32 protein-coding genes are annotated in these 24,170 nt (G+C 60.7%); 29 read left to right on the top strand and 3 right to left on the bottom strand.

Annotation, left to right across the window (positions count from 1 at the left end; genetic code table 11):
- The first annotated feature begins 74 nt into the window (after positions 1-74).
- The 17 genes from rplN to rplQ all read left to right on the top strand — a co-directional run bounded on the left by rplN (position 75) and on the right by rplQ (position 10,436).
- On the top strand, positions 75-443 hold the full coding sequence (rplN, locus tag ACMU_RS15050; RefSeq protein ID WP_035261056.1) for a 50S ribosomal protein L14: 369 nt from the start codon (positions 75-77) through the stop codon (positions 441-443).
- Complete coding sequence (rplX, locus tag ACMU_RS15045) at positions 443-748, top strand: 50S ribosomal protein L24 (RefSeq protein ID WP_035261055.1); 306 nt, start codon at positions 443-445, stop codon at positions 746-748. The genes rplN and rplX overlap by 1 nt, the downstream gene beginning before the upstream one ends.
- Positions 748-1,308: a 50S ribosomal protein L5 gene (rplE, locus tag ACMU_RS15040; RefSeq protein WP_035261052.1), complete on the top strand. Its 561-nt coding sequence runs from the start codon at positions 748-750 to the stop codon at positions 1,306-1,308. Before rplX ends, rplE begins: the two co-directional genes overlap by 1 nt.
- A gap of 19 nt (positions 1,309-1,327) precedes the next feature.
- Positions 1,328-1,633: a 30S ribosomal protein S14 gene (gene rpsN, locus ACMU_RS15035; protein WP_035261051.1), complete on the top strand. Its 306-nt coding sequence runs from the start codon at positions 1,328-1,330 to the stop codon at positions 1,631-1,633.
- A gap of 15 nt (positions 1,634-1,648) precedes the next feature.
- Complete coding sequence (gene rpsH / locus ACMU_RS15030) at positions 1,649-2,047, top strand: 30S ribosomal protein S8 (RefSeq protein WP_035261050.1); 399 nt, start codon at positions 1,649-1,651, stop codon at positions 2,045-2,047.
- Between the two features lie 11 nt (positions 2,048-2,058).
- Positions 2,059-2,592, top strand: a complete 534-nt coding sequence (rplF, locus tag ACMU_RS15025) for a 50S ribosomal protein L6 (protein ID WP_035261048.1) — start codon at positions 2,059-2,061, stop codon at positions 2,590-2,592.
- An 11-nt stretch (positions 2,593-2,603) separates the two neighbouring features.
- The gene (gene rplR, locus ACMU_RS15020) at positions 2,604-2,963 is read left to right on the top strand and encodes a 50S ribosomal protein L18 (RefSeq protein ID WP_035261047.1); all 360 of its coding nucleotides are present in this window, start codon (positions 2,604-2,606) and stop codon (positions 2,961-2,963) included.
- Between the two features lie 110 nt (positions 2,964-3,073).
- On the top strand, positions 3,074-3,661 hold the full coding sequence (gene rpsE, locus ACMU_RS15015; protein ID WP_035261046.1) for a 30S ribosomal protein S5: 588 nt from the start codon (positions 3,074-3,076) through the stop codon (positions 3,659-3,661).
- Positions 3,662-3,674: 13 nt separating this feature from the next.
- Positions 3,675-3,863 carry a 50S ribosomal protein L30 gene (gene rpmD / locus ACMU_RS15010; protein WP_035261044.1) on the top strand — a complete coding sequence of 63 codons (189 nt, stop codon included), beginning with the start codon at positions 3,675-3,677 and terminating at the stop codon, positions 3,861-3,863.
- Between the two features lie 503 nt (positions 3,864-4,366).
- On the top strand, positions 4,367-4,843 hold the full coding sequence (locus ACMU_RS19355) for a hypothetical protein (protein ID WP_152544637.1): 477 nt from the start codon (positions 4,367-4,369) through the stop codon (positions 4,841-4,843).
- A gap of 451 nt (positions 4,844-5,294) precedes the next feature.
- Complete coding sequence (gene rplO / locus ACMU_RS15005; protein WP_035261042.1) at positions 5,295-5,765, top strand: 50S ribosomal protein L15; 471 nt, start codon at positions 5,295-5,297, stop codon at positions 5,763-5,765.
- Positions 5,766-5,870: 105 nt separating this feature from the next.
- Positions 5,871-7,229, top strand: coding sequence for a preprotein translocase subunit SecY (gene secY, locus ACMU_RS15000; RefSeq protein ID WP_035261040.1), 1,359 nt, complete (start codon positions 5,871-5,873; stop codon positions 7,227-7,229).
- A complete protein-coding gene (locus tag ACMU_RS14995) occupies positions 7,226-7,804 on the top strand; it encodes an adenylate kinase (RefSeq protein WP_035261039.1) in 579 nt (192 codons plus the stop codon). The genes secY and ACMU_RS14995 overlap by 4 nt, the downstream gene beginning before the upstream one ends.
- A 174-nt stretch (positions 7,805-7,978) precedes the next feature.
- Positions 7,979-8,347 (top strand): 30S ribosomal protein S13, encoded by a 369-nt coding sequence (gene rpsM / locus ACMU_RS14990; RefSeq protein WP_035261036.1) that lies wholly within the window; start codon positions 7,979-7,981, stop codon positions 8,345-8,347.
- 15 nt (positions 8,348-8,362) lie between these two features.
- Positions 8,363-8,752 (top strand): 30S ribosomal protein S11, encoded by a 390-nt coding sequence (gene rpsK / locus ACMU_RS14985; RefSeq protein ID WP_035261034.1) that lies wholly within the window; start codon positions 8,363-8,365, stop codon positions 8,750-8,752.
- Between the two features lie 117 nt (positions 8,753-8,869).
- A complete protein-coding gene (locus tag ACMU_RS14980) occupies positions 8,870-9,886 on the top strand; it encodes a DNA-directed RNA polymerase subunit alpha (RefSeq protein ID WP_035261032.1) in 1,017 nt (338 codons plus the stop codon).
- Between the two features lie 130 nt (positions 9,887-10,016).
- Positions 10,017-10,436, top strand: coding sequence for a 50S ribosomal protein L17 (gene rplQ / locus ACMU_RS14975; protein ID WP_035261031.1), 420 nt, complete (start codon positions 10,017-10,019; stop codon positions 10,434-10,436).
- Between the two features lie 71 nt (positions 10,437-10,507).
- Here rplQ and ACMU_RS19525 read toward each other — a convergent pair whose 3' ends face one another.
- Complete coding sequence (locus ACMU_RS19525; RefSeq protein WP_161635690.1) at positions 10,508-10,684, bottom strand: hypothetical protein; 177 nt, start codon at positions 10,682-10,684, stop codon at positions 10,508-10,510.
- 85 nt (positions 10,685-10,769) lie between these two features.
- Between ACMU_RS19525 and ACMU_RS14965 the strand changes: the two genes are divergently transcribed.
- The 12 genes from ACMU_RS14965 to ACMU_RS14910 all read left to right on the top strand — a co-directional run bounded on the left by ACMU_RS14965 (position 10,770) and on the right by ACMU_RS14910 (position 22,636).
- A complete protein-coding gene (locus ACMU_RS14965) occupies positions 10,770-11,381 on the top strand; it encodes an autoinducer binding domain-containing protein (protein ID WP_035261028.1) in 612 nt (203 codons plus the stop codon).
- Positions 11,382-11,443: 62 nt separating this feature from the next.
- Positions 11,444-12,031, top strand: coding sequence for an acyl-homoserine-lactone synthase (locus tag ACMU_RS14960; protein WP_035261026.1), 588 nt, complete (start codon positions 11,444-11,446; stop codon positions 12,029-12,031).
- 71 nt (positions 12,032-12,102) lie between these two features.
- Entirely contained in the window at positions 12,103-13,485 is a 1,383-nt protein-coding gene (locus ACMU_RS14955; RefSeq protein WP_035261024.1) for a trypsin-like peptidase domain-containing protein, read from the top strand.
- A gap of 23 nt (positions 13,486-13,508) precedes the next feature.
- Positions 13,509-14,825 (top strand): replication-associated recombination protein A, encoded by a 1,317-nt coding sequence (locus tag ACMU_RS14950; protein ID WP_035261023.1) that lies wholly within the window; start codon positions 13,509-13,511, stop codon positions 14,823-14,825.
- Between the two features lie 111 nt (positions 14,826-14,936).
- Positions 14,937-15,311, top strand: a complete 375-nt coding sequence (gene crcB / locus ACMU_RS14945) for a fluoride efflux transporter CrcB (RefSeq protein WP_035261021.1) — start codon at positions 14,937-14,939, stop codon at positions 15,309-15,311.
- A complete protein-coding gene (locus tag ACMU_RS14940; protein WP_035261019.1) occupies positions 15,308-16,351 on the top strand; it encodes an RluA family pseudouridine synthase in 1,044 nt (347 codons plus the stop codon). Before crcB ends, ACMU_RS14940 begins: the two co-directional genes overlap by 4 nt.
- Positions 16,348-17,013: an HAD-IA family hydrolase gene (locus tag ACMU_RS14935; RefSeq protein ID WP_035261017.1), complete on the top strand. Its 666-nt coding sequence runs from the start codon at positions 16,348-16,350 to the stop codon at positions 17,011-17,013. The genes ACMU_RS14940 and ACMU_RS14935 overlap by 4 nt, the downstream gene beginning before the upstream one ends.
- A 1-nt stretch (position 17,014) precedes the next feature.
- Positions 17,015-17,725, top strand: coding sequence for an ATP12 family chaperone protein (locus ACMU_RS14930; RefSeq protein ID WP_035261015.1), 711 nt, complete (start codon positions 17,015-17,017; stop codon positions 17,723-17,725).
- A gap of 222 nt (positions 17,726-17,947) precedes the next feature.
- Complete coding sequence (locus ACMU_RS14925) at positions 17,948-18,964, top strand: amino acid ABC transporter substrate-binding protein (RefSeq protein WP_035261132.1); 1,017 nt, start codon at positions 17,948-17,950, stop codon at positions 18,962-18,964.
- Positions 18,965-19,093: 129 nt separating this feature from the next.
- On the top strand, positions 19,094-20,314 hold the full coding sequence (locus tag ACMU_RS14920) for an amino acid ABC transporter permease (protein WP_035261013.1): 1,221 nt from the start codon (positions 19,094-19,096) through the stop codon (positions 20,312-20,314).
- Positions 20,315-20,317: 3 nt separating this feature from the next.
- Positions 20,318-21,856 carry an amino acid ABC transporter permease gene (locus ACMU_RS19790; protein WP_035261011.1) on the top strand — a complete coding sequence of 513 codons (1,539 nt, stop codon included), beginning with the start codon at positions 20,318-20,320 and terminating at the stop codon, positions 21,854-21,856.
- A 30-nt stretch (positions 21,857-21,886) separates the two neighbouring features.
- Positions 21,887-22,636, top strand: a complete 750-nt coding sequence (locus ACMU_RS14910; RefSeq protein WP_152544644.1) for an amino acid ABC transporter ATP-binding protein — start codon at positions 21,887-21,889, stop codon at positions 22,634-22,636.
- Positions 22,637-22,704: 68 nt separating this feature from the next.
- On the opposite strand, the gene ACMU_RS14905 is transcribed toward ACMU_RS14910, so the two are convergent.
- Together ACMU_RS14905 and argB are read right to left on the bottom strand one after the other, a co-directional pair.
- Positions 22,705-23,205 carry a SixA phosphatase family protein gene (locus ACMU_RS14905; protein WP_035261007.1) on the bottom strand — a complete coding sequence of 167 codons (501 nt, stop codon included), beginning with the start codon at positions 23,203-23,205 and terminating at the stop codon, positions 22,705-22,707.
- Between the two features lie 88 nt (positions 23,206-23,293).
- The gene (gene argB, locus ACMU_RS14900) at positions 23,294-24,163 is read right to left on the bottom strand and encodes an acetylglutamate kinase (protein ID WP_035261006.1); all 870 of its coding nucleotides are present in this window, start codon (positions 24,161-24,163) and stop codon (positions 23,294-23,296) included.
- Between the last annotated feature and the right edge of the window lie 7 nt (positions 24,164-24,170).

The following is a 24,170-nucleotide window of genomic DNA, read 5'->3' as shown; positions in this document are numbered from 1 at the left end:
GGGAAAAGCTGTGCAGGCACATCTCGGTATGATCGAAACCCTGGGGGCAATCCCCAAAGGTCGGGAGAAACCAAATGATCCAGATGCAGACCAATCTGGATGTTGCTGACAACAGCGGCGCACGCCGTGTTCAGTGCATCAAGGTCCTGGGTGGTTCCAAGCGCAAATACGCATCCGTCGGCGACATCATCGTTGTCTCGGTCAAGGAAGCCATCCCGCGTGGTCGCGTAAAGAAAGGTGACGTCCGCAAGGCCGTCGTCGTACGCACCGCCAAAGAAGTTCGCCGCGATGATGGCACCGCGATCCGCTTTGATCGCAACGCCGCCGTCATCCTGAACAACAACATGGAGCCGATCGGCACCCGTATCTTCGGCCCGGTTGTGCGCGAGTTGCGCGCCAAGAACTTCATGAAGATCATCTCGCTGGCTCCGGAGGTGCTCTGATGGCTGCGAAACTGAAAAAAGGCGACAAGGTCGTCGTTCTGGCCGGCAAGGACAAGGGCAAAGAGGGTGAGATCACCTCGGTCAGCCCCAAGACTGGCAAAGCCATCGTCGACGGCATCAACATCGCCATCCGCCACACCCGCCAATCGCAGAACTCGCAGGGCGGCCGCGTTCCTCAGGCCATGCCGATCGACCTGTCGAACCTGGCACTGTTGGACAGCAACGGCAAAGCCACCCGCGTTGGCTTCCGCGAGGAAGACGGCAAGAAGGTCCGCTTTGCCAAGACCACCGGGGAGACCGTCTGATGCTGGATGCTGAAACCTACACCCCGCGCCTGAAGGTGCTGTACAAGGACACGATCCGCGGCGCGCTGAAGGAAGAGTTCGAATACAAGAACGACATGATGATCCCCAAGCTGGAGAAGATCGTTCTGAACATCGGTTGTGGCCGTGCTGCCGTGCGCGACAGCAAGAAGGCGAAATCGGCGCAGGCCGACCTGACCGCGATTGCCGGCCAGAAGGCCCTGACCACCGTCGCCAAGAACTCCATCGCTGGCTTCCGCGTTCGCGAAGGTATGCCGATGGGCGCCAAGGCCACGCTGCGTGGTGACCGCATGTACGAATTCCTCGATCGCCTGATCACCATCGCAATGCCGCGTATCCGCGACTTTCGTGGTGTGAAGCCTTCGTTTGACGGCCGCGGCAACTTCGCCATGGGCCTGAAGGAACATATCGTCTTCCCCGAGATTGACTTCGACAAAGTCGACGAAGCCTGGGGCATGGACATCGTCATCACCACCACCGCGAAAACCGACGCGGAAGCAAAAGCGCTGTTGAAGCATTTCAACATGCCCTTCACTGCATAAACCGCGGGAGAGAGAGAACATGGCTAAGAAAGCAATGGTCGAACGCGAGAAGAAGCGTCAGAAGCTGGTGGACAAATACGCTGCCAAGCGCGCTGCGCTGAAAGAGATCGCGAATAACGAAGATCTGCCGATGGAAGAGCGTTTCAAGGCGCGTCTGAAACTGGCGAAGCTGCCGCGCAACAGCTCGGCCACCCGTCTGCACAACCGCTGTCAGCTGACCGGTCGTCCCCACGCTTATTACCGTAAGCTCAAGGTCAGCCGGATCATGCTGCGCGAACTGGGTTCCAAGGGCGAGATCCCTGGCCTGGTTAAGTCGAGCTGGTAAGGAGGGTACGAAGAGATGTCTGTGAACGATCCCGTAGGTGATATGCTCACCCGTATCCGCAACGCGCAAATGCGTGGCAAGTCCACCGTGCGCACCCCTGGCTCGAAACTGCGCGCCTGGGTTCTGGATGTGCTGCAAGACGAAGGCTACATCCGCGGCTACGAAAAGACGCAAGGCGACCGTGGTCTGCCCGAAATCGAAATCAGCCTGAAATACTACGAAGGTGAACCGGTGATCCGCGAGCTCAAACGCGTATCGACCCCCGGCCGCCGCGTGTATGTCGGCTCCAGTGACATTCCGCAGGTCCGTCAGGGTCTGGGTGTGTCGATCGTCTCCACGTCCAAGGGCGTGATGTCGGATGCAAACGCTCGCAGCCAGAATGTTGGCGGCGAAGTGCTCTGCACCGTCTTCTAAGGAGGTCTGCAATGTCTCGTATTGGTAAGAAACCGGTCGGGCTTCCCTCGGGTGTCACCGCATCCGTTTCGGGTCAGACCATTGAAGTGAAGGGCCCCAAGGGTACCCGCAACTTCACCGCAACCGACGATGTGACGCTGGCCGTTGAAGATGGCAAAGTGGCGATCACCCCGCGCGGTTCGTCCAAGCGTGCCCGCCAGCAATGGGGCATGTCGCGTACCATGGTGCAAAACATGGTGCAGGGCGTGACCGAGGGTTTCAAGAAAGAGCTTGAGATCCAGGGCGTTGGTTATCGTGCCCAGATGCAGGGCAAGGTTCTGAAACTGAACCTGGGCCTGTCGCATGACGTGGATTTCGAAGTTCCGGAAGGGGTCACCGTGACCGCGCCGAAACAAACCGAAATTGTGATCGAAGGCATCGACCAGCAACTGGTTGGCCAGGTCGCCGCGAACATCCGCGAATGGCGCAAGCCCGAGCCCTATAAAGGCAAAGGCATCCGCTACAAGGGCGAGTTCATCTTCCGTAAGGAAGGCAAGAAGAAGTAAGGACCAGCAAGATGGCAAACAGCAAACGGGAACTGTTCCTAAAGCGCCGCCTGCGCGTCCGGAACAAACTGAAAAAACGGAATGTCGGCGGGCTGCGCCTGTCGGTGCACCGTTCGAACAAGAACATCAGCGTTCAGCTGATCGACGATGTAAACGGCACCACCATCGCCGCAGCTTCTTCTCTGGAGAAGGATCTGGGCGTTGCGGGCAAGAACAACGTCGAAGCAGCCGCCAAAGTGGGCGCTGCTATTGCAGAGCGTGCCAAGAAGGCGGGCGTGGAAGAATGCTATTTCGACCGCGGCGGCTTCCTGTTTCACGGCAAGGTAAAGGCTCTGGCCGATGCCGCGCGTGAAGGCGGGCTGAAGTTCTAATCAACGTGTGGGTGGCCGCCGCAGGCCACCCCGATGATCCGGGGGCCCATTGGCTCACCAGGGTTGGACAGATCAAGGCGCATCGCGCCACATAGATAAAGGGATGCCTCATGGCAGAACGTGAAAACCGTCGGGGTCGCGGCCGCAACCGCGAAGAAGAAACCCCAGAATTCGCCGACCGTCTGGTCGCGATCAACCGCGTGTCGAAAACCACCAAGGGTGGTAAAAACTTCGGCTTCGCCGCCCTGGTTGTTGTTGGCGACCAGAAAGGCCGCGTGGGCTTTGGTAAAGGCAAGGCCAAAGAGGTGCCCGAGGCGATCCGCAAGGCCACCGAACAGGCCAAGCGTCAGCTGATCCGTGTGCCGCTGCGCGAAGGCCGCACCCTGCACCACGACATGGAAGGCCGCCACGGCGCCGGCAAGGTGATCATGCGCACCGCGCCAGAGGGTACCGGGATCATCGCCGGTGGTCCGATGCGTGCCGTGTTCGAGATGCTGGGCGTCAAGGACGTTGTGTCCAAGTCGATCGGCTCGCAGAACCCCTATAACATGATCCGCGCCACGCTGGACGGTCTGCGCAAAGAGGGCTCGCCCCGTCAGGTTGCACAGCGTCGCGGCAAGAAAGTGGCCGACATCCTGCGCAAGCCCGAAGTTGCCGAGGCGCCCGCCGCCGAAGCAGCTGAATCGGCTGAAGCTTAAGGAGATCTGAGACATGGCCAAAACCATCGTTGTCAAACAGATCGGCTCGCCGATCCGCCGCCCCGCCAAACAGCGCCAGACGCTGATCGGCCTGGGCCTGAACAAAATGCACAAAACCCGCGAGCTGGAAGACACCCCGGCGATCCGCGGCATGGTCAACAAAATCCCGCACCTCGTCGAGATCATCGAAGAACGCGGTTGAACTGACCCATTTGCAGACATGAATACGCCCCGCAGGAAACTGCGGGGCGTTTCTTGTTGGAGGCCTATGCTCCGGACACGCATCTGGCTTCCAATGGCCCGCTTGGCGCCTGAGGCGGACGCCGCCGCAGCGCGCCCAGCCGGTTAACAGCCGCGCAGCGGCCCGGCCATCGCCAGCCCCTCTGCCGGGCTGGCGATTTGGTGGACGCAGGCGCGAGGCTCGTTCTGTGTAAGTACGTGGCAGCCATAAAGCGCCCTACATCGCAAGTAGGATCGCCACCCCAGGGCCTGGCGTTGGCCTCCGGTGGGCGGGCCCTTGGCATCAAACTCTGCTCTGTCCGCAAAGCCGCCAACAGGCCGTTCAGATAAATGTTTGTAGTGGGCTGCTCCGGCCAGCCGAACAAAACCCTCCAATGACCGCACAGAGCCCAAGCCTACAAATTTCTGCACCCAACACAAAATGTCTTCAATGCGAATGACTGTTTGATCCCACCAGCTTGATAATTGTTCGATGCAATAGATACTGTGCGTGCCTACGGTGGTTCATCAGAGTTCCTTCACATGCGCCTCAAGCCCATTCTTTTCGTCTGCTTTTTTGCTGCGCAACCAGCGCAAGCAGAAACGGTTCAGGTGCCAGTTTTACCTGATGGTAGTGTGGACGTAGAACAATTGATGTCCGGTTTTGACATCGTATTCCCCATTCTTTCGTCTGGAGCGCAAGCTTCTGGTTTTTCAGGAAAGTTGCTTGGTGAGGACTTTGACGGGAATGTAGTTGAAGCTGAATTTGCGGGAGACTTGAGGATTGCGATCGACGCGCCGACACTCTCTGAGCACGCTAACTTCCTGATAGCTGTATTGGCGACAGATGCAATTTGTGCCCGCAATGGGCTTCGTCCTGGGCTTGTGCTTTGGAGCGAAACAAAAAAACGAAAGGGCAGCAGCTGGGAGGTTTCGACGTCATGTTCTCCTTCGGACGAATAAGTTCATTCGAACCGCTTTTGGTGATTTGCAGACATTGAACGTCCGTCGATGAATGGCGGCTTCGTCCGGCATTACAGTCATTGACCGCGCGCCGCCTGCTTGCACTGACTGGCCAGTTTTGCGGCGCTCGCTTTGGCATTTTAGGTGCAGTAGCGGGGTTCTCGGATCATGGTTCAGTGCCCTAAAAACTTGGTGAACCATCGTGTTTTGCGGCTCCTCTTGTTTGAGGGGGTCACGGTGTGGTGTTTTGCACGGATTGGGTCGGCAAGGCGGCGCAATGGAACGCGCCAAAACACTGCACCCGCCTGACCAGAGGCGGTGGCCCCTTGCACCAAACCTCCACACCGCGTATACGCGCCCGGTGGCGGTCTTTGCCGCAGAATCAAAATCAAGAAACGCCGTGGTTGGCCCGTTACGCTTCGGGGGTCACATCCGGCAAAGGAGAAGCGATATGAAACTGCATGAACTGCGCGACAATCCTGGCGCAACCAAACCCCGCAAACGCATTGGTCGTGGTCCGGGTTCGGGCACCGGTAAGACCGGTGGCCGGGGTATCAAAGGTCAGAAATCGCGTTCGGGTGTGGCCATCAAGGGCTATGAGGGCGGCCAGATGCCGCTTTATCAGCGTCTGCCCAAGCGTGGCTTCAACAAACCCAACCGCAAGAAATTTGCCATCGTGAACCTGGGCCTGATCCAGAAATTCATCGACGACAACAAGCTGGATGCCGGCGCCGAGATCAACGAGGACGCTTTGATCGCATCCGGTCTGGTGCGCCGCAAGCTGGACGGGATCCGCGTTCTGGCCAAGGGCGAGGTCACCTCGAAGATCACCCTGAACGTCACCGGCGCGTCGAAATCGGCGGTGGACGCCGTTGAAAAAGCAGGCGGCAGCCTGACCACCGCGGCCGCGGCGGCAGAATAAACTTGTTTGCAGCCCCTCGGGCGCATACATCGTAACGCAAGTTTTCCAAGCGCCGCCTGACCGGAAAACGGTCCGGCGGCGCTGTCATGAAAGAGACAGGGCAACATGGCTTCAGCAGCAGAGCAAATGGCCGCAAACATGAGCTGGGGCGCCTTCGGGCGCGCGACCGAGCTGCGGCAGCGGATCCTTTTCACCCTCGGCCTTCTGATTGTGTATCGCTTGGGCACCTTCATCCCGGTTCCGGGGATCGACGGCGCCGCGCTGCGCGACTTCATGGAGCAGGCCGCACAGGGCGTGGGCGGCATCCTGTCGATGTTCACCGGCGGCGCGCTGGGCCGGATGGGCATCTTTGCGCTGGGCATCATGCCGTATATCTCGGCCTCGATCATCGTGCAGCTTCTGACGGCCATGGTGCCGGCGATGGAGCAGCTGAAGAAAGAGGGGGAACAGGGCCGCAAGAAGATCAACCAGTACACCCGCTATGGCACGGTGGTTCTGGCCACGTTCCAGGCTTACGGGCTGGCGGTCAGCCTGCAATCGGGCAACCTGGTGACCAATCCGGGGCTGTTCTTCATTGCCTCGACGGTCATCACCCTTGTGGGTGGCACCATGTTCCTGATGTGGCTTGGCGAGCAGATCACTGCGCGCGGTGTGGGCAACGGCATCTCGCTGATCATCTTCGTGGGCATCATCGCCGAGGTTCCGGCGGCGCTGGCGCAATTCCTCAGCTCGGGTGCCTCGGGCGCCATCTCACCTGCGGTGATCGTTGGCGTCATGATCATGATGGTCGCTGTGATTGCCTTTGTTGTGTTCATGGAACGCGCCCTGCGCAAGATCCATATCCAGTATCCGCGCCGACAGGTGGGTATGAAGGTCTATGACGGCGGCACCTCGCACCTGCCGATCAAGGTGAACCCGGCCGGCGTGATCCCGGCGATCTTCGCCAGCTCGCTGTTGCTGCTGCCGACCACCATTTCAACCTTCAGCCAGCAGGGCCAGACCGGCCCGGTGATGTCGACGATCCTGGCATGGTTTGGTCCGGGGCAACCGGCCTATCTGCTGTTCATGACGGCGATGGTGGTGTTCTTTACGTATTTTTATACCTACAACGTCGCGTTCAAGACCGAAGACGTTGCCGACAACCTGAAAAACCAGAATGGCTTTGTGCCCGGCATCCGCCCCGGCAAAAAGACCGAAGAGTACCTGGATTACGTCGTGACGCGCATCCTGGTGCTGGGTTCGGGATATCTGGCGCTGGTGGTCCTGATGCCCGAGATCATCCGGGCGCAGCTGTCAATCCCCTTCTACTTTGGTGGGACATCTGTACTCATTGTGGTTTCGGTCACGATGGATACGATCAATCAGGTTCAGTCCCACCTGCTGGCGCATCAGTATGAGGGGCTGATCGAGAAATCGAACCTGCGCGGCAAGAAGCGCGGTAAAAAAGGGACAGCGCGTCGATGAACATTATTCTGCTCGGGCCTCCAGGGGCTGGGAAGGGAACGCAGGCTGGCAAGCTTGTGGCTGAGCGAAACATGGTGCAGCTATCAACCGGAGATATGCTGCGCGAGGCCCGCACATCGGGCACGGAAATGGGCAACAAGGTTGCCGCGGTGATGGACCGGGGGGATCTGGTCACCGACGAAATCGTCATCGGGCTGATCCGCGAAAAGCTGGAAGCCGGCACCGACCATGGCGGGTTCATCTTCGACGGCTTTCCGCGCACGCTGGCTCAGGCCGACGCGCTGGGCGAATTGCTGAGCGAAATGGGGCAGACGCTGGACGTGGTGATCGAGCTGCAGGTTAATGACGACGTGCTGGTCGACCGCATCGTGAACCGCGCGGCCCAGGCCGTTGCGGCCGGAGGCACCGCGCGTGCAGACGACAACGAGGAAAGCCTGAAAGTGCGCCTGATGGCCTATTACAAGCAGACCTCGCCGCTGATCGGGTATTACCACGCCAAGGGCGATCTCAAGTCCATCGACGGGCTGGGCGAGATTGACCAGGTTGCGGCCGATATCAAGGGGATTCTGGGCTAAGCCAGATACCCTCTTGACGGAACTGTAAAATGGCCGTACGCACGACCACTCGATAAGAGAATCGCAAGATTCGCAAGGGTTTTGCAGGAATTGACCCGGAGGCGTTCAGCTTTCGGGTTTCCGTTGTGAAAAAAGGTTCCGGCGCTACGGAACCGCAACCGAAGGAAGAGAAATTTGGCACGTATTGCCGGGGTGAACATCCCCACCGCCAAGCGCGTACCCATCGCACTGACTTACATTCATGGCATCGGCGACCACAAGGCTGCAGAAATCTGCGAGGCCGTGGGCATCGAAGTCACCCGTCGCGTCAACGAACTGTCGGATGCCGAGGTTCTGGCCATCCGCGAACATATCGACGCCAACGTCACCGTAGAAGGTGACCTGCGCCGCGAAGTTCAGATGAACATCAAGCGTCTGATGGACCTGGGCTGCTATCGCGGTCTGCGTCATCGCCGCAACCTGCCGGTTCGCGGTCAGCGCACCCACACCAACGCCCGCACCCGCAAAGGCCCCGCAAAGGCCATTGCCGGTAAGAAGAAATAAGAGGGGGCTGGAAGAATGGCACGCGATAAGACCCGCACCAAGCGTAAAGAGCGTAAGAACATCGCCGCAGGCGTGGCGCATGTGAACAGCTCGTTCAACAACACCAAGATCCTGATCTCGGACGTGCAAGGCAATGCGATCTCGTGGTCGTCGGCCGGCACCATGGGCTTCAAAGGCTCGCGGAAATCGACGCCCTATGCGGCACAGATGGCGGCCGAGGATGCTGGTAAGAAAGCACAGGAACACGGCGTTAAGACGCTGGAAGTTGAAGTGCAAGGCCCCGGCTCGGGCCGCGAAAGCGCCCTGCGCGCGCTGGCCGCGATCGGTTTCAACATCACATCGATCCGCGACGTGACCCCGATTGCACATAACGGCTGCCGCCCGCCAAAGCGCCGCCGCGTATAATTTGATACCCAACCGGGCCGCGTCATCCCCGATGCGGCCTGGATTTTCCGTTTTTGATTGACCTCGGGCGTTTGCGGCAAGGGACATGGGCCGCAGACAGGAATTGAGGAGACACGCATGATCCACAAGAACTGGCAAGAACTCATCAAGCCGACACAGCTGGACGTAAAGCCGGGCAATGACCCCGCGCGTCAGGCAACTGCTGTCGCTGAACCGCTGGAGCGGGGCTTTGGCCTTACGCTGGGCAACGCCCTGCGCCGCGTATTGCTGTCGTCGCTGCAAGGCGCCGCGATCACCAGCGTTCAGATTGATAACGTTCTGCACGAGTTCTCGTCGGTTGCCGGTGTGCGCGAAGACGTCACCGACATCGTTCTGAACCTCAAGGGCGTGGCCATCCGCATGGATGTCGAAGGCCCCAAGCGTGTGTCGATTGCCGCCAAGGGCCCCGGTGTTGTGACCGCCGGCGACATCTCGGAATCCGCGGGCATCGAGGTTTTGAACAAAGACCACGTGGTCTGCCACCTGGATGACGGCGCCGACCTGTTCATGGAGCTGACCGTGAACACCGGCAAAGGCTATGTCGCTGCTGACAAGAACCGCCCCGAAGATGCGCCCATCGGTCTGATCCCGATCGATGCGATCTATTCGCCGGTCAAAAAGGTGGCCTATGACGTGCAGCCGACCCGCGAAGGTCAGGTGCTGGACTATGACAAGCTGACGCTGAAGATCGAAACCGACGGGTCGATCACCCCCGAAGATGCCGTGGCCTTTGCCGCGCGCATTCTGCAGGATCAGCTGTCGATCTTCGTGAACTTCGACGAGCCCGAGGCCGCCGGACGTCAGGACGAAGACGATGGTCTGGAGTTCAACCCGCTGCTGCTGAAGAAAGTGGACGAGCTGGAATTGTCGGTGCGTTCGGCCAACTGCCTGAAGAACGACAACATCGTCTATATCGGCGACCTGATCCAAAAGACCGAGGCCGAGATGCTGCGCACCCCGAACTTCGGCCGCAAGTCGCTGAACGAGATCAAGGAAGTGCTGTCGGGCATGGGCCTGCACCTTGGCATGGATGTCGAGGAATGGCCGCCTGAGAATATCGAAGACCTGGCCAAACGTTTCGAGGACCAGTTCTAAGAACTTCTGGGTGGCCTTTGGCCACCCGCAATGCCCGCACCTGGCGGGGATTATTTGGGCGCAAGCCCCAAGGTGAGCGGCCCGCACGCACGGGCCGCCGGACAAAGCAAAACGAAGTAGGAGAAGAAATATGCGTCACGCGAAAGGCTATCGTCGCCTAAACCGCACGCACGAGCACCGCAAAGCCCTGTTCGCAAACATGGCCGGCTCGCTGATTGAACACGAACAGATCAAAACCACTCTGCCCAAGGCCAAGGAACTGCGCCGCGTGGTCGAGAAACTGGTGACCCTCGGCAAAAAGGGTGACCTGCACGCACGCCGCCTGGCCGCCAGCCGCCTGAAGCAGGATCAGCACGTTGCGAAACTGTTCGATGTTCTGGGCCCGCGCTATGCCGAACGTCAGGGTGGTTATGTCCGCGTCCTGAAGGCCGGTTTCCGCTATGGCGACATGGCACCGATGGCCATTATCGAGTTCGTTGACCGCGACATCGACGCCAAAGGCGCAGCCGACAAAGCACGTGTTGCTGCCGAAGAGGCCGCTGAAGAATAAGATTTCCGAATCCCGGAAACGAAAAACCCCGCCAGCCGGCGGGGTTTTTTCATGCCATTTTGGCAGGTCTTTTATTGGCGGCGTTCTGCCTTATGCGCCGCGTCGAAACCGCGCGACATGTCATTGATCAACTGGCTCAGCCGATCGTCAATGACGGGGGTTGCCCCCAGGTATTCCAGCACATCCCGGCGTACCGGTTCGGGGAACCGCATCACCTTGGTAAACAGGCTGGGATGAATCTCCTTCACAACAGGCTCCAAATCCTTAATTCTAGTACAGTCACACCCCTCAATTTAAGGTTGACTGAAAATCAAGCAACTTGTCTAAAAGGACATGGCCATTCAGGTAGCGATTGACAGCGCTCTAGATATGCTCGGCGCAATATCCCCCAAAGGCTACTACATCGGTGTTCATATCCGTGTGGCAGCGCCCTTGATGACGTTTAACACGTATGACCGTGACTGGGTGGACCACTACACGCAGCAGGCCTTTGCCCTGCGTGACCCTACAACCGCCTGGGGGTTCTCGCAGGTTGGCAGTGTGCGTTGGTCGGAAATGGGAATCCCCGACCCGTTTGGTATTATGGATCAGGCTGCCCAGTTCGGCCTACGCTATGGCGCGACGGTTTCATTCGGCGAGATCACCTCGCGCACCATCGGTTCGATTGCCCGCGACGATCGCGAGTTCACCGATGAAGAGATCAACAGCGCCGAAAAGATAATTCAGCGGTTGCACGTCTTTACGGAACCTTCCGAAAGCCTGACCACCGCACAGATCGAAGCCCTGCAATGCATCGCCGCAGGAGACCGCCACGCTGCCGCTGCGGCCAAGCTGGGAATATCTGAAAGCGCGCTGAAGGCTCGCCTGTCATCGGCCCGCCGAAGACTCATGGCCAGAACCACCGCCGAAGCTATCCAGCGCGCCAAAGACTTCCGGCTTTTGTAAGGTACGCAGTCTCCGACTGAGCAGGGACCCTCAGTTCCTCAACCACAGTGGAGACTAAGACCATGCAAACAACCACCCTCAGTTTCGCCAATTTGCACAGCCATGGCGAGCTTTTTGCGAACCTTCTTCGCGCCAGACGCGAAAGCTTCATCGTCGAACGAAAATGGGATCTGCCCGAGGCGATGGGGATGGAATATGATCAGTATGACACCCCGGCCAGTCGCTGGATTGCCGTACACGACGGCGGGCAGATCCTTGCCGGTGTGCGCCTGACCCCCACCACGACCACCTGCGGCATCTATTCCTACATGATCCGCGACGCACAGCGCGGCCTTCTGGACAGCATTCCCAAGGATTTGCTGGAAATGGATGCCCCGGTTGATGACCATGTGTGGGAATGCACCCGCGCCTTTGTCGCATCAAAAACCCCGCTGCAACAACGTATCCAGATTTACCTGGAGTTGATCGGGGGCATGGCCAAAACCTCGCGCGAGCTTGGCGCGACACAGGTGATTGCCCTGACACCGGCCAATTGGGGCCTGTGGATGAAACGCGTGGGGCTAAAGGCCAAGGCCATCGGTCGCAAGGTCTTTATCGATGATGGCGACTATCAATGCGTGTCGCTGGACCTCAGCGATCATTTGCACTGATCACGATCCGGGGGGTCGTATTGACTTGGGGTGCCTCCTGTCGGTTACTGCCGGCCGGAGGTGCCCCCCCAATGAAACGACTTTTTCTGGCCATTGCCCTGACCCTCGCCGCGCCCTTTGCACAGGCAGACAGCCAGGTGCCGCAATCATCCGCGCAGCTGCAGCTTTCCTTTGCCCCGGTGGTCAAAACCGCCGCGCCTGCGGTGGTGAACATCTATGCCAAGCGCATTGTCGAACGCCGCGTCAGCCCCTTTGCCAACGACCCGATGTTCTCGGAAATGTTCCGCGACCGGGGGCGGTTGGTGCCGCGGGTGGAAAACTCGCTGGGCTCCGGCGTGATCGTGACGCCCGCAGGCATGGTTGTGTCCAACTATCACGTGGTCGGCATGGCGACCGAAATCCGCGTGGTGCTGGCCGACCGGCGCGAGTTCATCGCCGATGTGCTGCTGGGTGATAAAGAGGCCGACCTTGCGGTGCTGAAACTGCGCGGCGCGCAGGACCTGCCGGCGCTTGCGTTCCGCGACAGCGACGCGGTCGAGGTTGGCGATCTGGTGCTGGCCATCGGCAACCCCTTTGGCGTGGGGCAGACCGTGTCGTCGGGCATCGTGTCGGGTCTGGCGCGGTCGGGCCTGTCGTTTGGATCGGGTCGCGGCTATTTCATCCAGACCGACGCGCCGATCAACCCCGGAAACTCGGGCGGCGCGCTGGTGGATATGGACGGGCGGCTGGTGGGCGTGAACACCGCGATCCTGACCCGCTCGGGCGGCTCCAACGGCATCGGCTTTGCCATCCCCGCCAACCTGGTGCGCCGCTATGTCGATCAGGCGCTGGAAGGCCACGCCAATTTTGTGCGCCCCTGGGCGGGCATCACGGCGCAGGTGCTGGATGCCGCCATGGCCGAGGCGCTGGGCCTCGACCGGCCCGAAGGCATCGTGATCGCCGACCTGCATTCTGACAGCCCCTTCCGTGCGGCAGGCCTTGGTGTGGGGGACGTGATCGTGGCCTTTGGCGGTGTCGCCGTAAACACCCCGCAAGAGCTTTACTTCCGCATGGCCACTGAACCCAACGGGGCCGCCGCGCCCGTTGAATTCCTGCGCGCGGGTGACCTGATCGCGGCCAGCGTCACCATGATGCGTGCCCCGGAAACCCCGCCGCGCGACCCGGTGCAAATCGCCAATGGCCGCGTGCTGTCCGGGCTTTCGGTCACCAATGTGAACCCCGCCGTCGCGGCCGAGTTCAACCTGCGCGGGGTCGAAAGCGGCGTGATGGTTGTCACCCCCGGACCGGCCGCCGGGCGCGGCGGGCTGCGGGTTGGCGATATCCTGCTGAACATCAACGGCCAGCAGATCGACACCACCGCCGACGTGGCCCAGGCCGCCAGCGCTGACCGCCGCACCTGGACCTTCCGCTATCAGCGCGGCAACCAACTGGGCGTGTTGCGGTTCCGTCTCTAGCGACACTGGGCTAAACAAGGCGCATGGCCGACCTCTTTGATCAGACCCCCGCCACGCCCGACCAAGGCGCCGCTGCCACGCCGCGTCCGCTTGCGGACCGTCTGCGACCACGTGCGTTGACCGACGTGATCGGTCAGGACCACATCCTTGGCCCCGAAGGTCCGCTGGGCGTGATGCTGGCCTCGGGCTCGCTTGGCTCCATCATCTTCTGGGGCCCGCCCGGCGTTGGCAAAACCACCATCGCGCGGCTTCTGGCGGATGAGACCGATCTGGCCTTCGTGCAGATCAGCGCGATCTTCACCGGCGTGCCGGACCTGCGTAAAGTGTTCGAGGCCGCCAAGCTGCGCCGCAGCCAGGGCCGCGGCACGCTCTTGTTTGTGGACGAGATCCACCGCTTCAACAAGGCCCAGCAGGACGGGTTCCTGCCGCATATGGAGGACGGGACCATCCTTCTGGTTGGTGCGACCACCGAGAACCCCAGTTTCGAGCTGAACCGGGCCCTACTCAGCCGCGCGCAGGTGATGGTGCTGGAACGGCTCGACCTGGCGCAGCTGGAGCTGATGGCCCAGCGGGCCGAGCGCGAGCTGGACCGCGCGCTGCCCCTGACCGGCCCGGCGCGCGAGGCGCTGTTGGAAATGGCCGATGGCGACGGGCGGGCGCTGTTGAACCTGATCGAACAGGTCGCGGCCTGGCGGGTCGACACCCCGCTGGACCCCGCGTCCCTTGGCGCGCGGCTGCAACGGCGCGCGGCGCAGTATGACAAATCGGGGGACCAGCATTACAACCTGATCTCGGCCCTGCACAAATCGGTGCGCGGCTCAGACCCCGACGCGGCGCTTTACTGGTTCACGCGCATGCTGGAAGGCGGCGAAGACCCGCGGTATCTGGCCCGCCGCGTCACCCGGATGGCGGTGGAGGATATCGGCATGGCCGACCCGCAGGCGCAAGCCGTGTGCCTGCAAAGTTGGGAAACCTACGAGCGGCTGGGCAGCCCCGAAGGGGAGCTGGCGCTGGCGCAGGCGGTGATTTACCTGGCGCTGGCACCAAAATCCAACGCGGGCTATGCGGCCTATAAAAACGCCCGGTCTGCGGCGCGCAAAACGGGATCAGAACCGCCGCCCAAACACATTTTGAACGCGCCCACGGCGCTGATGGCCGAACAGGGTTATGGGGATGGGTATGAATATGATCACGATGCCGCCGATGGGTTTTCCGGTCAGAACTATTTCCCCGATGGCATGGCGCGCGGGGTGTATTACCAGCCCGTTGAGCGCGGGTTCGAGCGCGAGCTGAAGCGGCGGCTGGATTATTTTGTCAAACTGCGCGCGCAGCGGTCGTAACCCAATCGTGCGCCTTGCGGCGCAAGTTTTTTGTCTCGCGCGCCGCCTTCGGCTTTGCGCTCGGGTGGGCGCTGCTTGACATCCGTGGCGTGCCGCTTCAGGACCTGCTGCATGTGGATGACATTGGCACAAGTGGCATTGGGTGGCGCGGTTGGTGCGTCGGCCCGGTATCTGACCGGTTTGGCGGCGTTGCGGCTGTTAGGGCCGGGGTTTCCCTGGGGTACGTTTGTGGTGAACGTCGTGGGTTCGTTCGTGATGGGTATCCTGGCCGTGGTTCTGGTGCAGTCGGGCGGGCGGTTTTCGCCATTGCTGATGACCGGTGTTTTAGGCGGGTTCACCACGTTTTCGGCCTTTTCCCTGGACGCGGTGACGTTGTTTGAGCGCGGGCAGGTGGGGTTGGCTTTGCTTTATGTGGGCGGCTCGGTGTTGGTGTCGATTGTGGCTTTGGCGGCGGGGCTGTTCTTGGCGCGCGGGGTGGTCGCATGAGCGGTGTACAGCAGGTGAATGTCGCCCCCGGCGATGGCGATCAGCGGCTTGATCGTTGGTTTCGTCGGCAGTTCCCGCATGTCAGCCAGGGCCGGATCGAGAAGATGTGCCGCAAGGGCGAGATTCGCGTGGATGGCGGCCGGGTAAAACCGGCAACCCGTGTCGAGGCGGGGCAGGTGGTGCGTGTGCCGCCGTTGCCCGAGCCCGGCCAGATCACCGCGCAGGCCAAGCCGCGCGTGTCGGATGCCGACACCGCGATGATGAAGCGCGCGGTGCTGTATCGCGATGACCACCTGATCGTGCTGAACAAACCCGCCGGGTTGCCGTGCCAGGGCGGCAGCAAACAGACCCGGCATATTGACGGGCTGTCCGAGGCGTTGTGCTTTGATCTGGACGAAAAGCCGCGTCTTGTGCACCGGTTGGACAAGGACACGTCGGGGGTTTTGCTGATGGCGCGAACCCGGGCCGCGGCAGCAGGGCTAACGGCCGCGTTTCGCGCGCGTGACACGCGCAAAATCTATTGGGCCGCGGTGGCTGGTAAGCCGATGCCCGGCATGGGCACGATCCGCTTTGGCCTGGTCAAAGCGCCGGGACATGGCGCAAAGGGCGAAGGTGAAAAGATGCTGTGCCTGCATCCCCGCGACGTGGACAACACGCCCGGCGCCAAACATGCCACCACCGACTACGCGGTGATGTCGAACCTTGGCGGGCGGGTCAGCTGGACCGCGCTGGTGCCGGTGACGGGACGCACACACCAGTTGCGCGCCCATATGGCCGAGATCGGGCATCCGATCATTGGCGATGGCAAATACGGTGGCAGCGGACAGGAAAACCTGGGCGATGGCTGGGGTGCGCAGCTGGGTGGCGAAATCAGCCGCAAGCTGCATCTGCATGCCCGCTCGTTGTCGTTCACCCATCCGGTGAGCGGTGCGCGCATGTCCTTTACCGCACCTCTGCCCGAGCATATGGCCCGCACGTGGAAGCAGCTGGATTGGCGCGAAAGCGATGTGCCCGCTGATCCGTTCGAGGACCTGGAATGAGCGACCTGCGTTTGGTGGTTTGGGATGTGGACGGTACCCTGGTAGACAGTCAGGCGCATATTCTCATGGCATTTGGCCGCGCGTTTGACGCGCTGGGTTTGCCCATGCCGGACCGCGCGGCGGTGCTGTCGATTGTCGGCCTGTCGCTGCCACAGGCGGTGGCAAAACTGGCCGGTGATCAGGACGCGGTCACGCAAGAAAAGCTGATCTCGCTTTACAAGGATGGGTTTCAGGCGATCCGGGCCGAGGGCGAAACCAGCCAGCTTTACCCCGGCGCCTTGGACACCTTGCAGGCTCTGCACGGCCATGACGAGGTGCTGATGGGTGTGGCGACGGGCAAATCGAAACGCGGGCTGGACCATCTGCTGGACACGCTGGACCTGCGGCGGTTCTTTGTCACGACGCAGGTCGCGGATTTCCACCCCTCGAAACCGCACCCTGCGATGCTGCAGGCGGCACTGGCCGACGCGGGGGTCGCGCCGCAGGATGCGGTGATGATTGGCGACACAAGCTATGACATCGATATGGGCCGCACCGCCGGTGTGCCCACGATTGGCGTGCATTGGGGGTTCCATCCCGCCGTTTCGCTGACACAGGCCGATCACCAGGCCACCGAATTTGCACAAATCCCCGCGATTCTGCGCGGGCATTGGGGGATCTGACATGTCGGAATGGGCGCCGAAACGGTTTTGGGACAAGGCCGCCACGGCCGAGACAGAGGGCGGTTTCACCGTAGAACTCGACGGTCGCCCGGTGCGCACCCCGGCCAAATCCGCGCTGGCCCTGCCGACCCGCGCGCTGGCGGATGCAATTGCGGCGGAATGGGATGCGCAGGTCGAAAAAGTGGACCCGTCGACCATGCCCTTCACCCGCTCGGCCAATGCGGCAGTCGACAAGGTAACACCCCAGCACGCCGAGGTCGCCGATATGCTGGCAGCTTACGGCGAGACGGATCTTTTGTGTTATCGCGCCACCGACCCACAGGAACTGGCGGCGCGACAAGAGGCCGAATGGGCCCCGTATCTGGCCCGCGCGGCCGACGAGTTTGCGGCCCCTCTGGCTGTTACGGCCGGGATCGTACCCGTGACCCAGCCGACCCAAAGCCTGCATAATCTTGCGGCGCAGGTGCATGCCTGCCCGCCCTTCGTTCTGACCGCGCTGCATGACATGGTGGCGCTGACAGGATCGCTGGTTCTGGGGCTGGGCTGCCTGCATCGCTGGGCCGACCCGGCCGAGATATGGCGGCTGTCGCGGATCGACGAGGAATGGCAGATCGAACAATGGGGGCGCGACGAAGAAGCCGACGCGTTAGCTGATTCCAAATTTGCCGAGTTACAGCACTCTGTACGCTTTGCAGAACTGATTGCCTCTTAAGCGCAGGGCAAGTTCCCCTGAACAATTCGGCGGCGGCCCGGTGCCAAACGGTAATTATTTTGCCATTTGGCCAAATTTGCGGCGAATGCCTGCTGGACGCCTCTTGACCTTCCAGAGCGAATTTGCCCAAACTTCCAATCACCTGCTGTGGATAACCACGGTTGGCAACTATGACCCCACGGCAGGGAGATGGCCGAAGGGGCTCAACAGGAAGAGGTAAATATGAAAAAATCCGTAATTCTCGGTGCCTTTGCGGTTGCTGGACTTTCGGCCGGAATGGCTGCTGCTGGTACGCTGGACGACGTGAAAGCACGTGGTCAGCTGAACTGCGGCGTGACCACCGGTGTGCCCGGCTTCGCAGAGCCCGACGCAAATGGCGTATGGCAGGGTTTCGACGTGGCGGTATGCCGCGCCGTTGCCGCAGCCGTTCTGAGCGACTCGAATGCCGTTCAGTTCGTACCGACCACCGGTAAAACACGCTTCACCGCGCTGGCTTCGGGCGAGATCGACATGCTGGCCCGTAACACCACCTGGACCTTCAGCCGCGACGTTGACCTGAAGTTCGAATTCACCGGCGTGAACTACTACGACGGTCAGGGCTTCATGATCCCGAAAGAGCTGGGCGTGTCCTCGGCCAAGGATCTGGACGGCGCAACCGTCTGCATCCAGACCGGCACCACGACCGAGCTGAACCTGGCGGACTTCTTCCGCTCGAACAACATCAGCTACGAGCCCGTGCCGATCGAAACCGGTGCCGAAGCTGTTCAGCAGTACACCGCAGGTGCCTGTGACGTGTACACCACCGACGCCTCGGCGCTGGCCGCACAGCGTGCGAACTTCGAAGATCCCGACGCGCACGTGATCATGCCAGAAATCATCTCGAAAGAGCCGCTGGGCCCGCTGGTCCGTCACGGCGACAACGAGTGGGGCGATATTGTCCGCTGGACGCTGAACGCGCTGATCACTGCTGAAGAGCTGGGCGTGACCTCGGCCAACCTGGCTGAACTGGCCGGTGGCACCAACAACCCCGAGATCAACCGCCTGCTTGGCACCGAAGGTGATCTGGGCGGTATGCTGGGTCTGGACGGTGACTGGGCCGAACGCGCCATCGGCGTGGCCGGCAACTATGGCGAGATCTTTGCCACCAACATTGGTGAAGAAACCCCGATCGGTCTGGCGCGTGGTCTGAACGCGCAATACACCGACGGTGGCCTGATCTACTCGCCGCCTTTCCGGTAAGAACGACCATAAGGGGGTGCGCATCGCGCGCCCCCTTTTTCCTTGCAACCGGAAAACCGGGCAAGGGCTTGCAGAGCACACGAAAAGAACGTGCCTGAATAACCAAAAAGCAAACGGGGAACGTCCTGGATGACGACCATAACCGACACGCCAGCACCGGCGTCGTTTCGGCTCTCTTCGCTGATCAACGACACCCGGTATCGCTCATACACATTCCAATTCATTGCCCTGGTCGCGATCATTGCGACCATGGCCTTCATCGGCGGGAACCTGGTGCGTAACCTTGCCGCCGCCGGGTTGAACATCAGTTACGATTTCCTCGGCGCGCAGGCCGGGTACGACATCAACCAGCGTCCGATTTCTTATGAAAGCACGGATACGCATGGTCGCGCGGCCATCGTTGGCCTGCTGAACACGTTGATTGTCGCCTTCCTTGGCTGCATCACCGCGACCGTCATCGGCGTCATCGCCGGCGTTCTGCGCCTGTCGCCGAACTGGCTGGTGCGCAAGCTGATGTCGATCTACGTGGAAATGTTCCGCAACGTGCCGGTGCTGATCTGGATCCTGATCATCTTCTCGATCATGATCAACACGACACCGGCGCCAAGGGCGTTCAAGGGCGAAGACGCAACCGCGTCGATGTGGTTCTTTGACAGTGTCGCGGTGACCAACCGGGGTGTGTTCCTGCCGAAACCGATTTACGAAAGCGGCTCGCTGATCGTTGGTATCGTGTTCCTGCTGTCGATTGTCGGCATCTTCGCCTTCCGCCGCTATGCGCGCAAACAGCTTTATGATCACGGCAAGCTGATCCCAACCTTCTGGCCCAGCGTGGCATTGTTCTTTGTGCCCGCGATCCTGGCGCAGTTGGTGCTTGGCAACCCGATCACGCTGGAATACCCCGAGCTTAAGGGCTTCAACTTCAAAGGTGGCATGACCGTCCGCGGTTCGCTGATCGCGCTGTGGTTCGCGCTGGCGATCTACACAGGCGCATTCATCGCCGAGAACGTGCGCGCCGGTATCCAGGCCATCCCCAAGGGCCAGACCGAGGCCGCAGGGGCGCTGGGTCTGCGACCGGGCCGGATCATGAACCTTGTGGTACTGCCGCAGGCGCTGCGGGTGATTATCCCGCCGCTCATCTCGCAATATCTCAACATCACCAAGAACTCGTCGCTGGCCATCGCCGTGGGCTATATGGACCTGACCGGCACGCTGGGTGGGATCACCCTGCTGCAGACCGGTCGCGCGATCGAGGCTGTGCTGCTCTTGATGCTCTTCTACCTGACCATCTCGCTCAGCATTTCTTTCGTGATGAACATCTACAACAACTCGATCAAACTGAAGGAGCGGTAAGCCATGACTGACACCAATGTCTCCTTCGTGCGCACCGAACAGATCCCGCCCTCGCCGCCACCCGCGGCCGAGGCCGGGATCGTCAAATGGATGCGCGAGAACCTGTTCTCCAGCATTCTGAACACAGTGCTGACGGTGATCGCCGCGTACGTGATCATCCGGTTGCTGATGGGCATCGTACCGTGGTTCGCCAATGGCGTCTGGGAAGCCGGATCGATGCGCGAATGCCGCGACATTCTGGCCGGCGCCTCGGGCGCCTGTTTCGCGGTGCTGGTGGATCGCTGGGATCACCTGCTGTTCGGGTTCAAATACCCGCCCGAGGCCTATTTCCGCATCGTGATCGCCCTTGTCCTGCTTCTGGTGGCCGCGCTGCCGGTTCTGTTTCAGACCGTCCCGCGAAAGCTGCTGTTGTTCACCGGGCTCTACCCTTTCATCGCCTATTGGCTGATTTGGGGCGGCTCGCTATGGACACCGCTGATGCTGCTGGCGCTGTTTGTGCTGACGGCCATGGTGTACCGGCTGATCGGCGAGCAGATCTCGACCGACATGCGCAAAATCGCCGCCGCTGTGGTGGGTTTGATCGCCGGCGTTGGCCTGGCCTATCTGCTGTTCATCGGCGCGGGCGAGCTGGGCTTTATCGCCAACTCCATCGGCACCTCCGGGGCGCTGAACACGGTTGCCTACGGGGCCTTCTGGCTGATGTCGGGCTTTACCTACCTGTTCTTCATCCCGATGGGCATCTTCGTGGGCTACGCGATCTATAACAGCTACGAGGGCGGCGGGCTTGTCTCGGTTGTAACCGCGCTTCTGTTCCTCTATGCGGCGCTGACCTTTGTCTTTGGCCCTGTTTCCGACGGCCTGGCCTCGGTTGTCGGGCTAGAGCTTCAGGCGGTCGCCTCGCGCGATCTGGGCGGCTTTGTACTGAACATGATCCTTGGCACCGTCTGTGTGTCGCTGTCGATCCCGCTGGGCATTGCTCTTGCACTGGGCCGACAGTCGGACATGCCGCTGATCAAAGGCGTCTGTGTGATCTTTATCGAGTTCATTCGCGGCGTGCCCCTGATCACCCTGCTGTTCGTGGCCAACGTGATGCTGGCCTATTTCATGCCACCCGAAAGCAACTTCGACCTGGTCTTGCGGGTGATCATCATGATCACCGCCTTCTCGGCCGCCTATATCGCCGAGGTGATCCGCGGCGGTCTGGCCGCCCTGCCCAAGGGACAATACGAAGCAGCAGACAGCCTGGGCCTGAACTATGCCCAAGCCACGCGGTTGATCATCCTGCCGCAGGCGCTGAAAATCTCGATCCCGGGTATCGTGAACGTGGCCGTTGGCCTGTTCAAGGACACCACGCTGGTCTCGATCATCTCGATGTTCGACCTGGTGGGCATGATCCGCGGACCGATCCAGAACGCCACCGAATGGATCGGCGTCTACTGGGAGGTGTACGGCTTTGGCGCCATGCTCTTCTTCGTCGTCTGCTACGGCATTTCGCAATACTCACAATGGCTGGAGCGTCAGCTTCAAACCGACCATCACTAAGAAAGGTTCGGAACAATGACCCAAGCACAAATGCAAGTTTCCGACGAAGTCGCCATCGAAATCCGGGGCATGAACAAGTGGTACGGACAGTTCCACGTGCTGCGCGATATCGAACTGACCGTGAACCGCGGCGAACGCATCGTGATCTGTGGCCCCTCGGGGTCGGGCAAATCGACGCTGATCCGCTGTATCAACGCGCTGGAGGAACACCAGAAGGGCTCGATCGTGGTGGACGGCACACAGCTGACATCGGACCTGAAAAACATCGACACGATCCGGTCCGAGGTTGGCATGTGCTTTCAGCACTTCAACCTGTTCCCGCATCTGACGATCCTGGAGAACTGTACCCTCGCCCCGATCTGGGTTCGTAAGATCCCCAAGAAAGAGGCCGAGGAAACGGCGATGCATTTCCTGGAAAAGGTGAAGATCCCCGATCAGGCCAACAAGTATCCCGGTCAGTTGTCGGGCGGTCAGCAACAGCGTGTGGCCATCGCCCGGTCGCTGTGCATGCGCCCGCGCATCATGCTGTTTGACGAGCCGACCTCGGCCCTTGACCCCGAGATGATCAAAGAGGTGCTGGACACCATGATCGAGCTCGCCGAAGAGGGTATGACGATGCTCTGTGTGACCCACGAGATGGGCTTTGCCCGTCAGGTCGCCAACCGCGTGATCTTCATGGATGCCGGTCAGATCGTCGAACAGAACGAGCCCGAAGCGTTCTTTAACAATCCGCAAAGCGACCGGACCAAGCTGTTCCTCAGCCAGATCCTGGGCCACTGATCGCGCCATCGCGGCCTGAAAAGTTTAAAGAACCCCGGCTTCGCGGCCGGGGTTTTTTAATAACTACGTTAAAGATCGGCCGGAATGGTGAAGTCCAGCACCTTGCCACTACCCGGCTGAACCTCGGCCCAATCGCTGGCCTCGAAGGCGGCAACAAGGGTTGAACAGGTAGGGTAATCGCGGAATCGCGGGTGGTCTGGCGGGCTGGCCAAAAGCGCCGCGGCAAAGCCGGCAATACCGGGGTTATGGCCCAACATCATCACCGGGTCGGCGGCACAATTCTGCAATGAATTCAACATCGTAGAAGGCGGGGCAAGGTAAAGATCGGGCTCGCGCCGGATCAGGGCCGTGTCGGGGAAATGGGGGGCCATCCGGTCCCAAGTTTCCAACGTGCGGCGCGCCGGCGAGCTCACCACTTCAGCCGGGATATATCCTTTGGAATTCAACCACTTAGCAATCTCGGGCGCAGCTTTCTGACCGCGCTTGTTCAGGGGCCTATCAATATCTTCGGCGGCCGGATCTCCCCAGCTGGACTTCGCGTGCCGAACAAGGATCAGCAATAGGGTCATATTGTGCGCTTCACCCGCTTCGTTGGCACCGTGGTTTACGAAGTTTGCACAGTTTCCGATGGACGAGCAAGCATAGGTTAATTCAAGGCTATCGCTGAGGCCGGATCAGCGACCCGGCACCGTGGTCGGTAAAAAGCTCTAGCAAACAAGCATTTGGCGCGCGCCCATCCAGAATGACGACGGCCCGCACGCCGCCATCGATGGCGGCCAGCGCGGTTTCGGTTTTGGGAATCATGCCACCGGCGATCACGCCTGCTTCGGTCAGATTGCGGATCTGGTCAGGGGTCAGTTCGGTGACCACCTCGCCGCTGGCATCCTTGACCCCGGCCACATCGGTCAGCAGCAGCAGGCGATCCGCCTCCAGCGCCGCGGCGATGGCGCCAGCCGCCGTGTCGCCGTTGATATTGAATGTCTCGCCGTTTTCGCCCGCGCCCAGCGGGGCAACAACAGGGATCATCCCGGCCTCAAAAAGGTTATTCAAAACATTGGGTTGCACCTTTGATGGCGTGCCAACAAAGCCCAGATCAGGGTTGGTTTGGGTGCAGGTAATCAGGTTGGCATCCTTGCCCGAAAGCCCCACGCCTTTGCCGCCCTGCCGGTTGATGGCCTGTACGATACGCTTGTTGACCTGGCCCGACAGCACCATCTCGACCACGCGGACAGTTTCTGCATCGGTCACACGTTTGCCGTTCACGAATTCGGATTTTACTCCAAGCTTTTCAAGCATTTCGTTGATCATCGGCCCGCCGCCATGCACGATCACCGGGCGCACACCGACCTGTTGCATCAGCACGATATCGCGGGCAAAGCTGTCCATCGCCTCGTCGCTGCCCATGGCGTGGCCACCAAATTTTATGACGACGACGGCACCGTCATAGCGCTGCAGGTAGGGAAGCGCCGCAGAGAGCGTACGCGCGGTGGCGATCCAGTCACGGTTCATGGCGGTTTGCTTTTTCATCTCGGTT

Origin of the sequence: Actibacterium mucosum KCTC 23349 (genome assembly GCF_000647975.1) — a bacterium.
Lineage (GTDB): Bacteria > Pseudomonadota > Alphaproteobacteria > Rhodobacterales > Rhodobacteraceae > Actibacterium > Actibacterium mucosum.
This window is presented reverse-complemented; position numbering and strand designations above follow the sequence as displayed.

Bases quoted from the DNA above. Each gene is read 5' to 3' on its own strand.
- rplN (WP_035261056.1), top strand. From the start codon at position 75: ATGATCCAGATGCAGACCAATCTGGATGTTGCTGACAACAGCGGCGCA.
- rplX (WP_035261055.1), top strand. From the start codon at position 443: ATGGCTGCGAAACTGAAAAAAGGCGACAAGGTCGTCGTTCTGGCCGGC.
- rplE (WP_035261052.1), top strand. From the start codon at position 748: ATGCTGGATGCTGAAACCTACACCCCGCGCCTGAAGGTGCTGTACAAG.
- rpsN (WP_035261051.1), top strand. From the start codon at position 1,328: ATGGCTAAGAAAGCAATGGTCGAACGCGAGAAGAAGCGTCAGAAGCTG.
- rpsH (WP_035261050.1), top strand. From the start codon at position 1,649: ATGTCTGTGAACGATCCCGTAGGTGATATGCTCACCCGTATCCGCAAC.
- rplF (WP_035261048.1), top strand. From the start codon at position 2,059: ATGTCTCGTATTGGTAAGAAACCGGTCGGGCTTCCCTCGGGTGTCACC.
- rplR (WP_035261047.1), top strand. From the start codon at position 2,604: ATGGCAAACAGCAAACGGGAACTGTTCCTAAAGCGCCGCCTGCGCGTC.
- rpsE (WP_035261046.1), top strand. From the start codon at position 3,074: ATGGCAGAACGTGAAAACCGTCGGGGTCGCGGCCGCAACCGCGAAGAA.
- rpmD (WP_035261044.1), top strand. From the start codon at position 3,675: ATGGCCAAAACCATCGTTGTCAAACAGATCGGCTCGCCGATCCGCCGC.
- rplO (WP_035261042.1), top strand. From the start codon at position 5,295: ATGAAACTGCATGAACTGCGCGACAATCCTGGCGCAACCAAACCCCGC.
- secY (WP_035261040.1), top strand. From the start codon at position 5,871: ATGGCTTCAGCAGCAGAGCAAATGGCCGCAAACATGAGCTGGGGCGCC.
- ACMU_RS14995 (WP_035261039.1), top strand. From the start codon at position 7,226: ATGAACATTATTCTGCTCGGGCCTCCAGGGGCTGGGAAGGGAACGCAG.
- rpsK (WP_035261034.1), top strand. From the start codon at position 8,363: ATGGCACGCGATAAGACCCGCACCAAGCGTAAAGAGCGTAAGAACATC.
- ACMU_RS14980 (WP_035261032.1), top strand. From the start codon at position 8,870: ATGATCCACAAGAACTGGCAAGAACTCATCAAGCCGACACAGCTGGAC.
- rplQ (WP_035261031.1), top strand. From the start codon at position 10,017: ATGCGTCACGCGAAAGGCTATCGTCGCCTAAACCGCACGCACGAGCAC.
- ACMU_RS14965 (WP_035261028.1), top strand. From the start codon at position 10,770: ATGGCCATTCAGGTAGCGATTGACAGCGCTCTAGATATGCTCGGCGCA.
- ACMU_RS14960 (WP_035261026.1), top strand. From the start codon at position 11,444: ATGCAAACAACCACCCTCAGTTTCGCCAATTTGCACAGCCATGGCGAG.
- ACMU_RS14955 (WP_035261024.1), top strand. From the start codon at position 12,103: ATGAAACGACTTTTTCTGGCCATTGCCCTGACCCTCGCCGCGCCCTTT.
- ACMU_RS14950 (WP_035261023.1), top strand. From the start codon at position 13,509: ATGGCCGACCTCTTTGATCAGACCCCCGCCACGCCCGACCAAGGCGCC.
- crcB (WP_035261021.1), top strand. From the start codon at position 14,937: ATGTGGATGACATTGGCACAAGTGGCATTGGGTGGCGCGGTTGGTGCG.
- ACMU_RS14940 (WP_035261019.1), top strand. From the start codon at position 15,308: ATGAGCGGTGTACAGCAGGTGAATGTCGCCCCCGGCGATGGCGATCAG.
- ACMU_RS14935 (WP_035261017.1), top strand. From the start codon at position 16,348: ATGAGCGACCTGCGTTTGGTGGTTTGGGATGTGGACGGTACCCTGGTA.
- ACMU_RS14930 (WP_035261015.1), top strand. From the start codon at position 17,015: ATGTCGGAATGGGCGCCGAAACGGTTTTGGGACAAGGCCGCCACGGCC.
- ACMU_RS14925 (WP_035261132.1), top strand. From the start codon at position 17,948: ATGAAAAAATCCGTAATTCTCGGTGCCTTTGCGGTTGCTGGACTTTCG.
- ACMU_RS14920 (WP_035261013.1), top strand. From the start codon at position 19,094: ATGACGACCATAACCGACACGCCAGCACCGGCGTCGTTTCGGCTCTCT.
- ACMU_RS19790 (WP_035261011.1), top strand. From the start codon at position 20,318: ATGACTGACACCAATGTCTCCTTCGTGCGCACCGAACAGATCCCGCCC.
- ACMU_RS14910 (WP_152544644.1), top strand. From the start codon at position 21,887: ATGCAAGTTTCCGACGAAGTCGCCATCGAAATCCGGGGCATGAACAAG.
- ACMU_RS14905 (WP_035261007.1), bottom strand. From the start codon at position 23,205: ATGACCCTATTGCTGATCCTTGTTCGGCACGCGAAGTCCAGCTGGGGA.
- argB (WP_035261006.1), bottom strand. From the start codon at position 24,163: ATGAAAAAGCAAACCGCCATGAACCGTGACTGGATCGCCACCGCGCGT.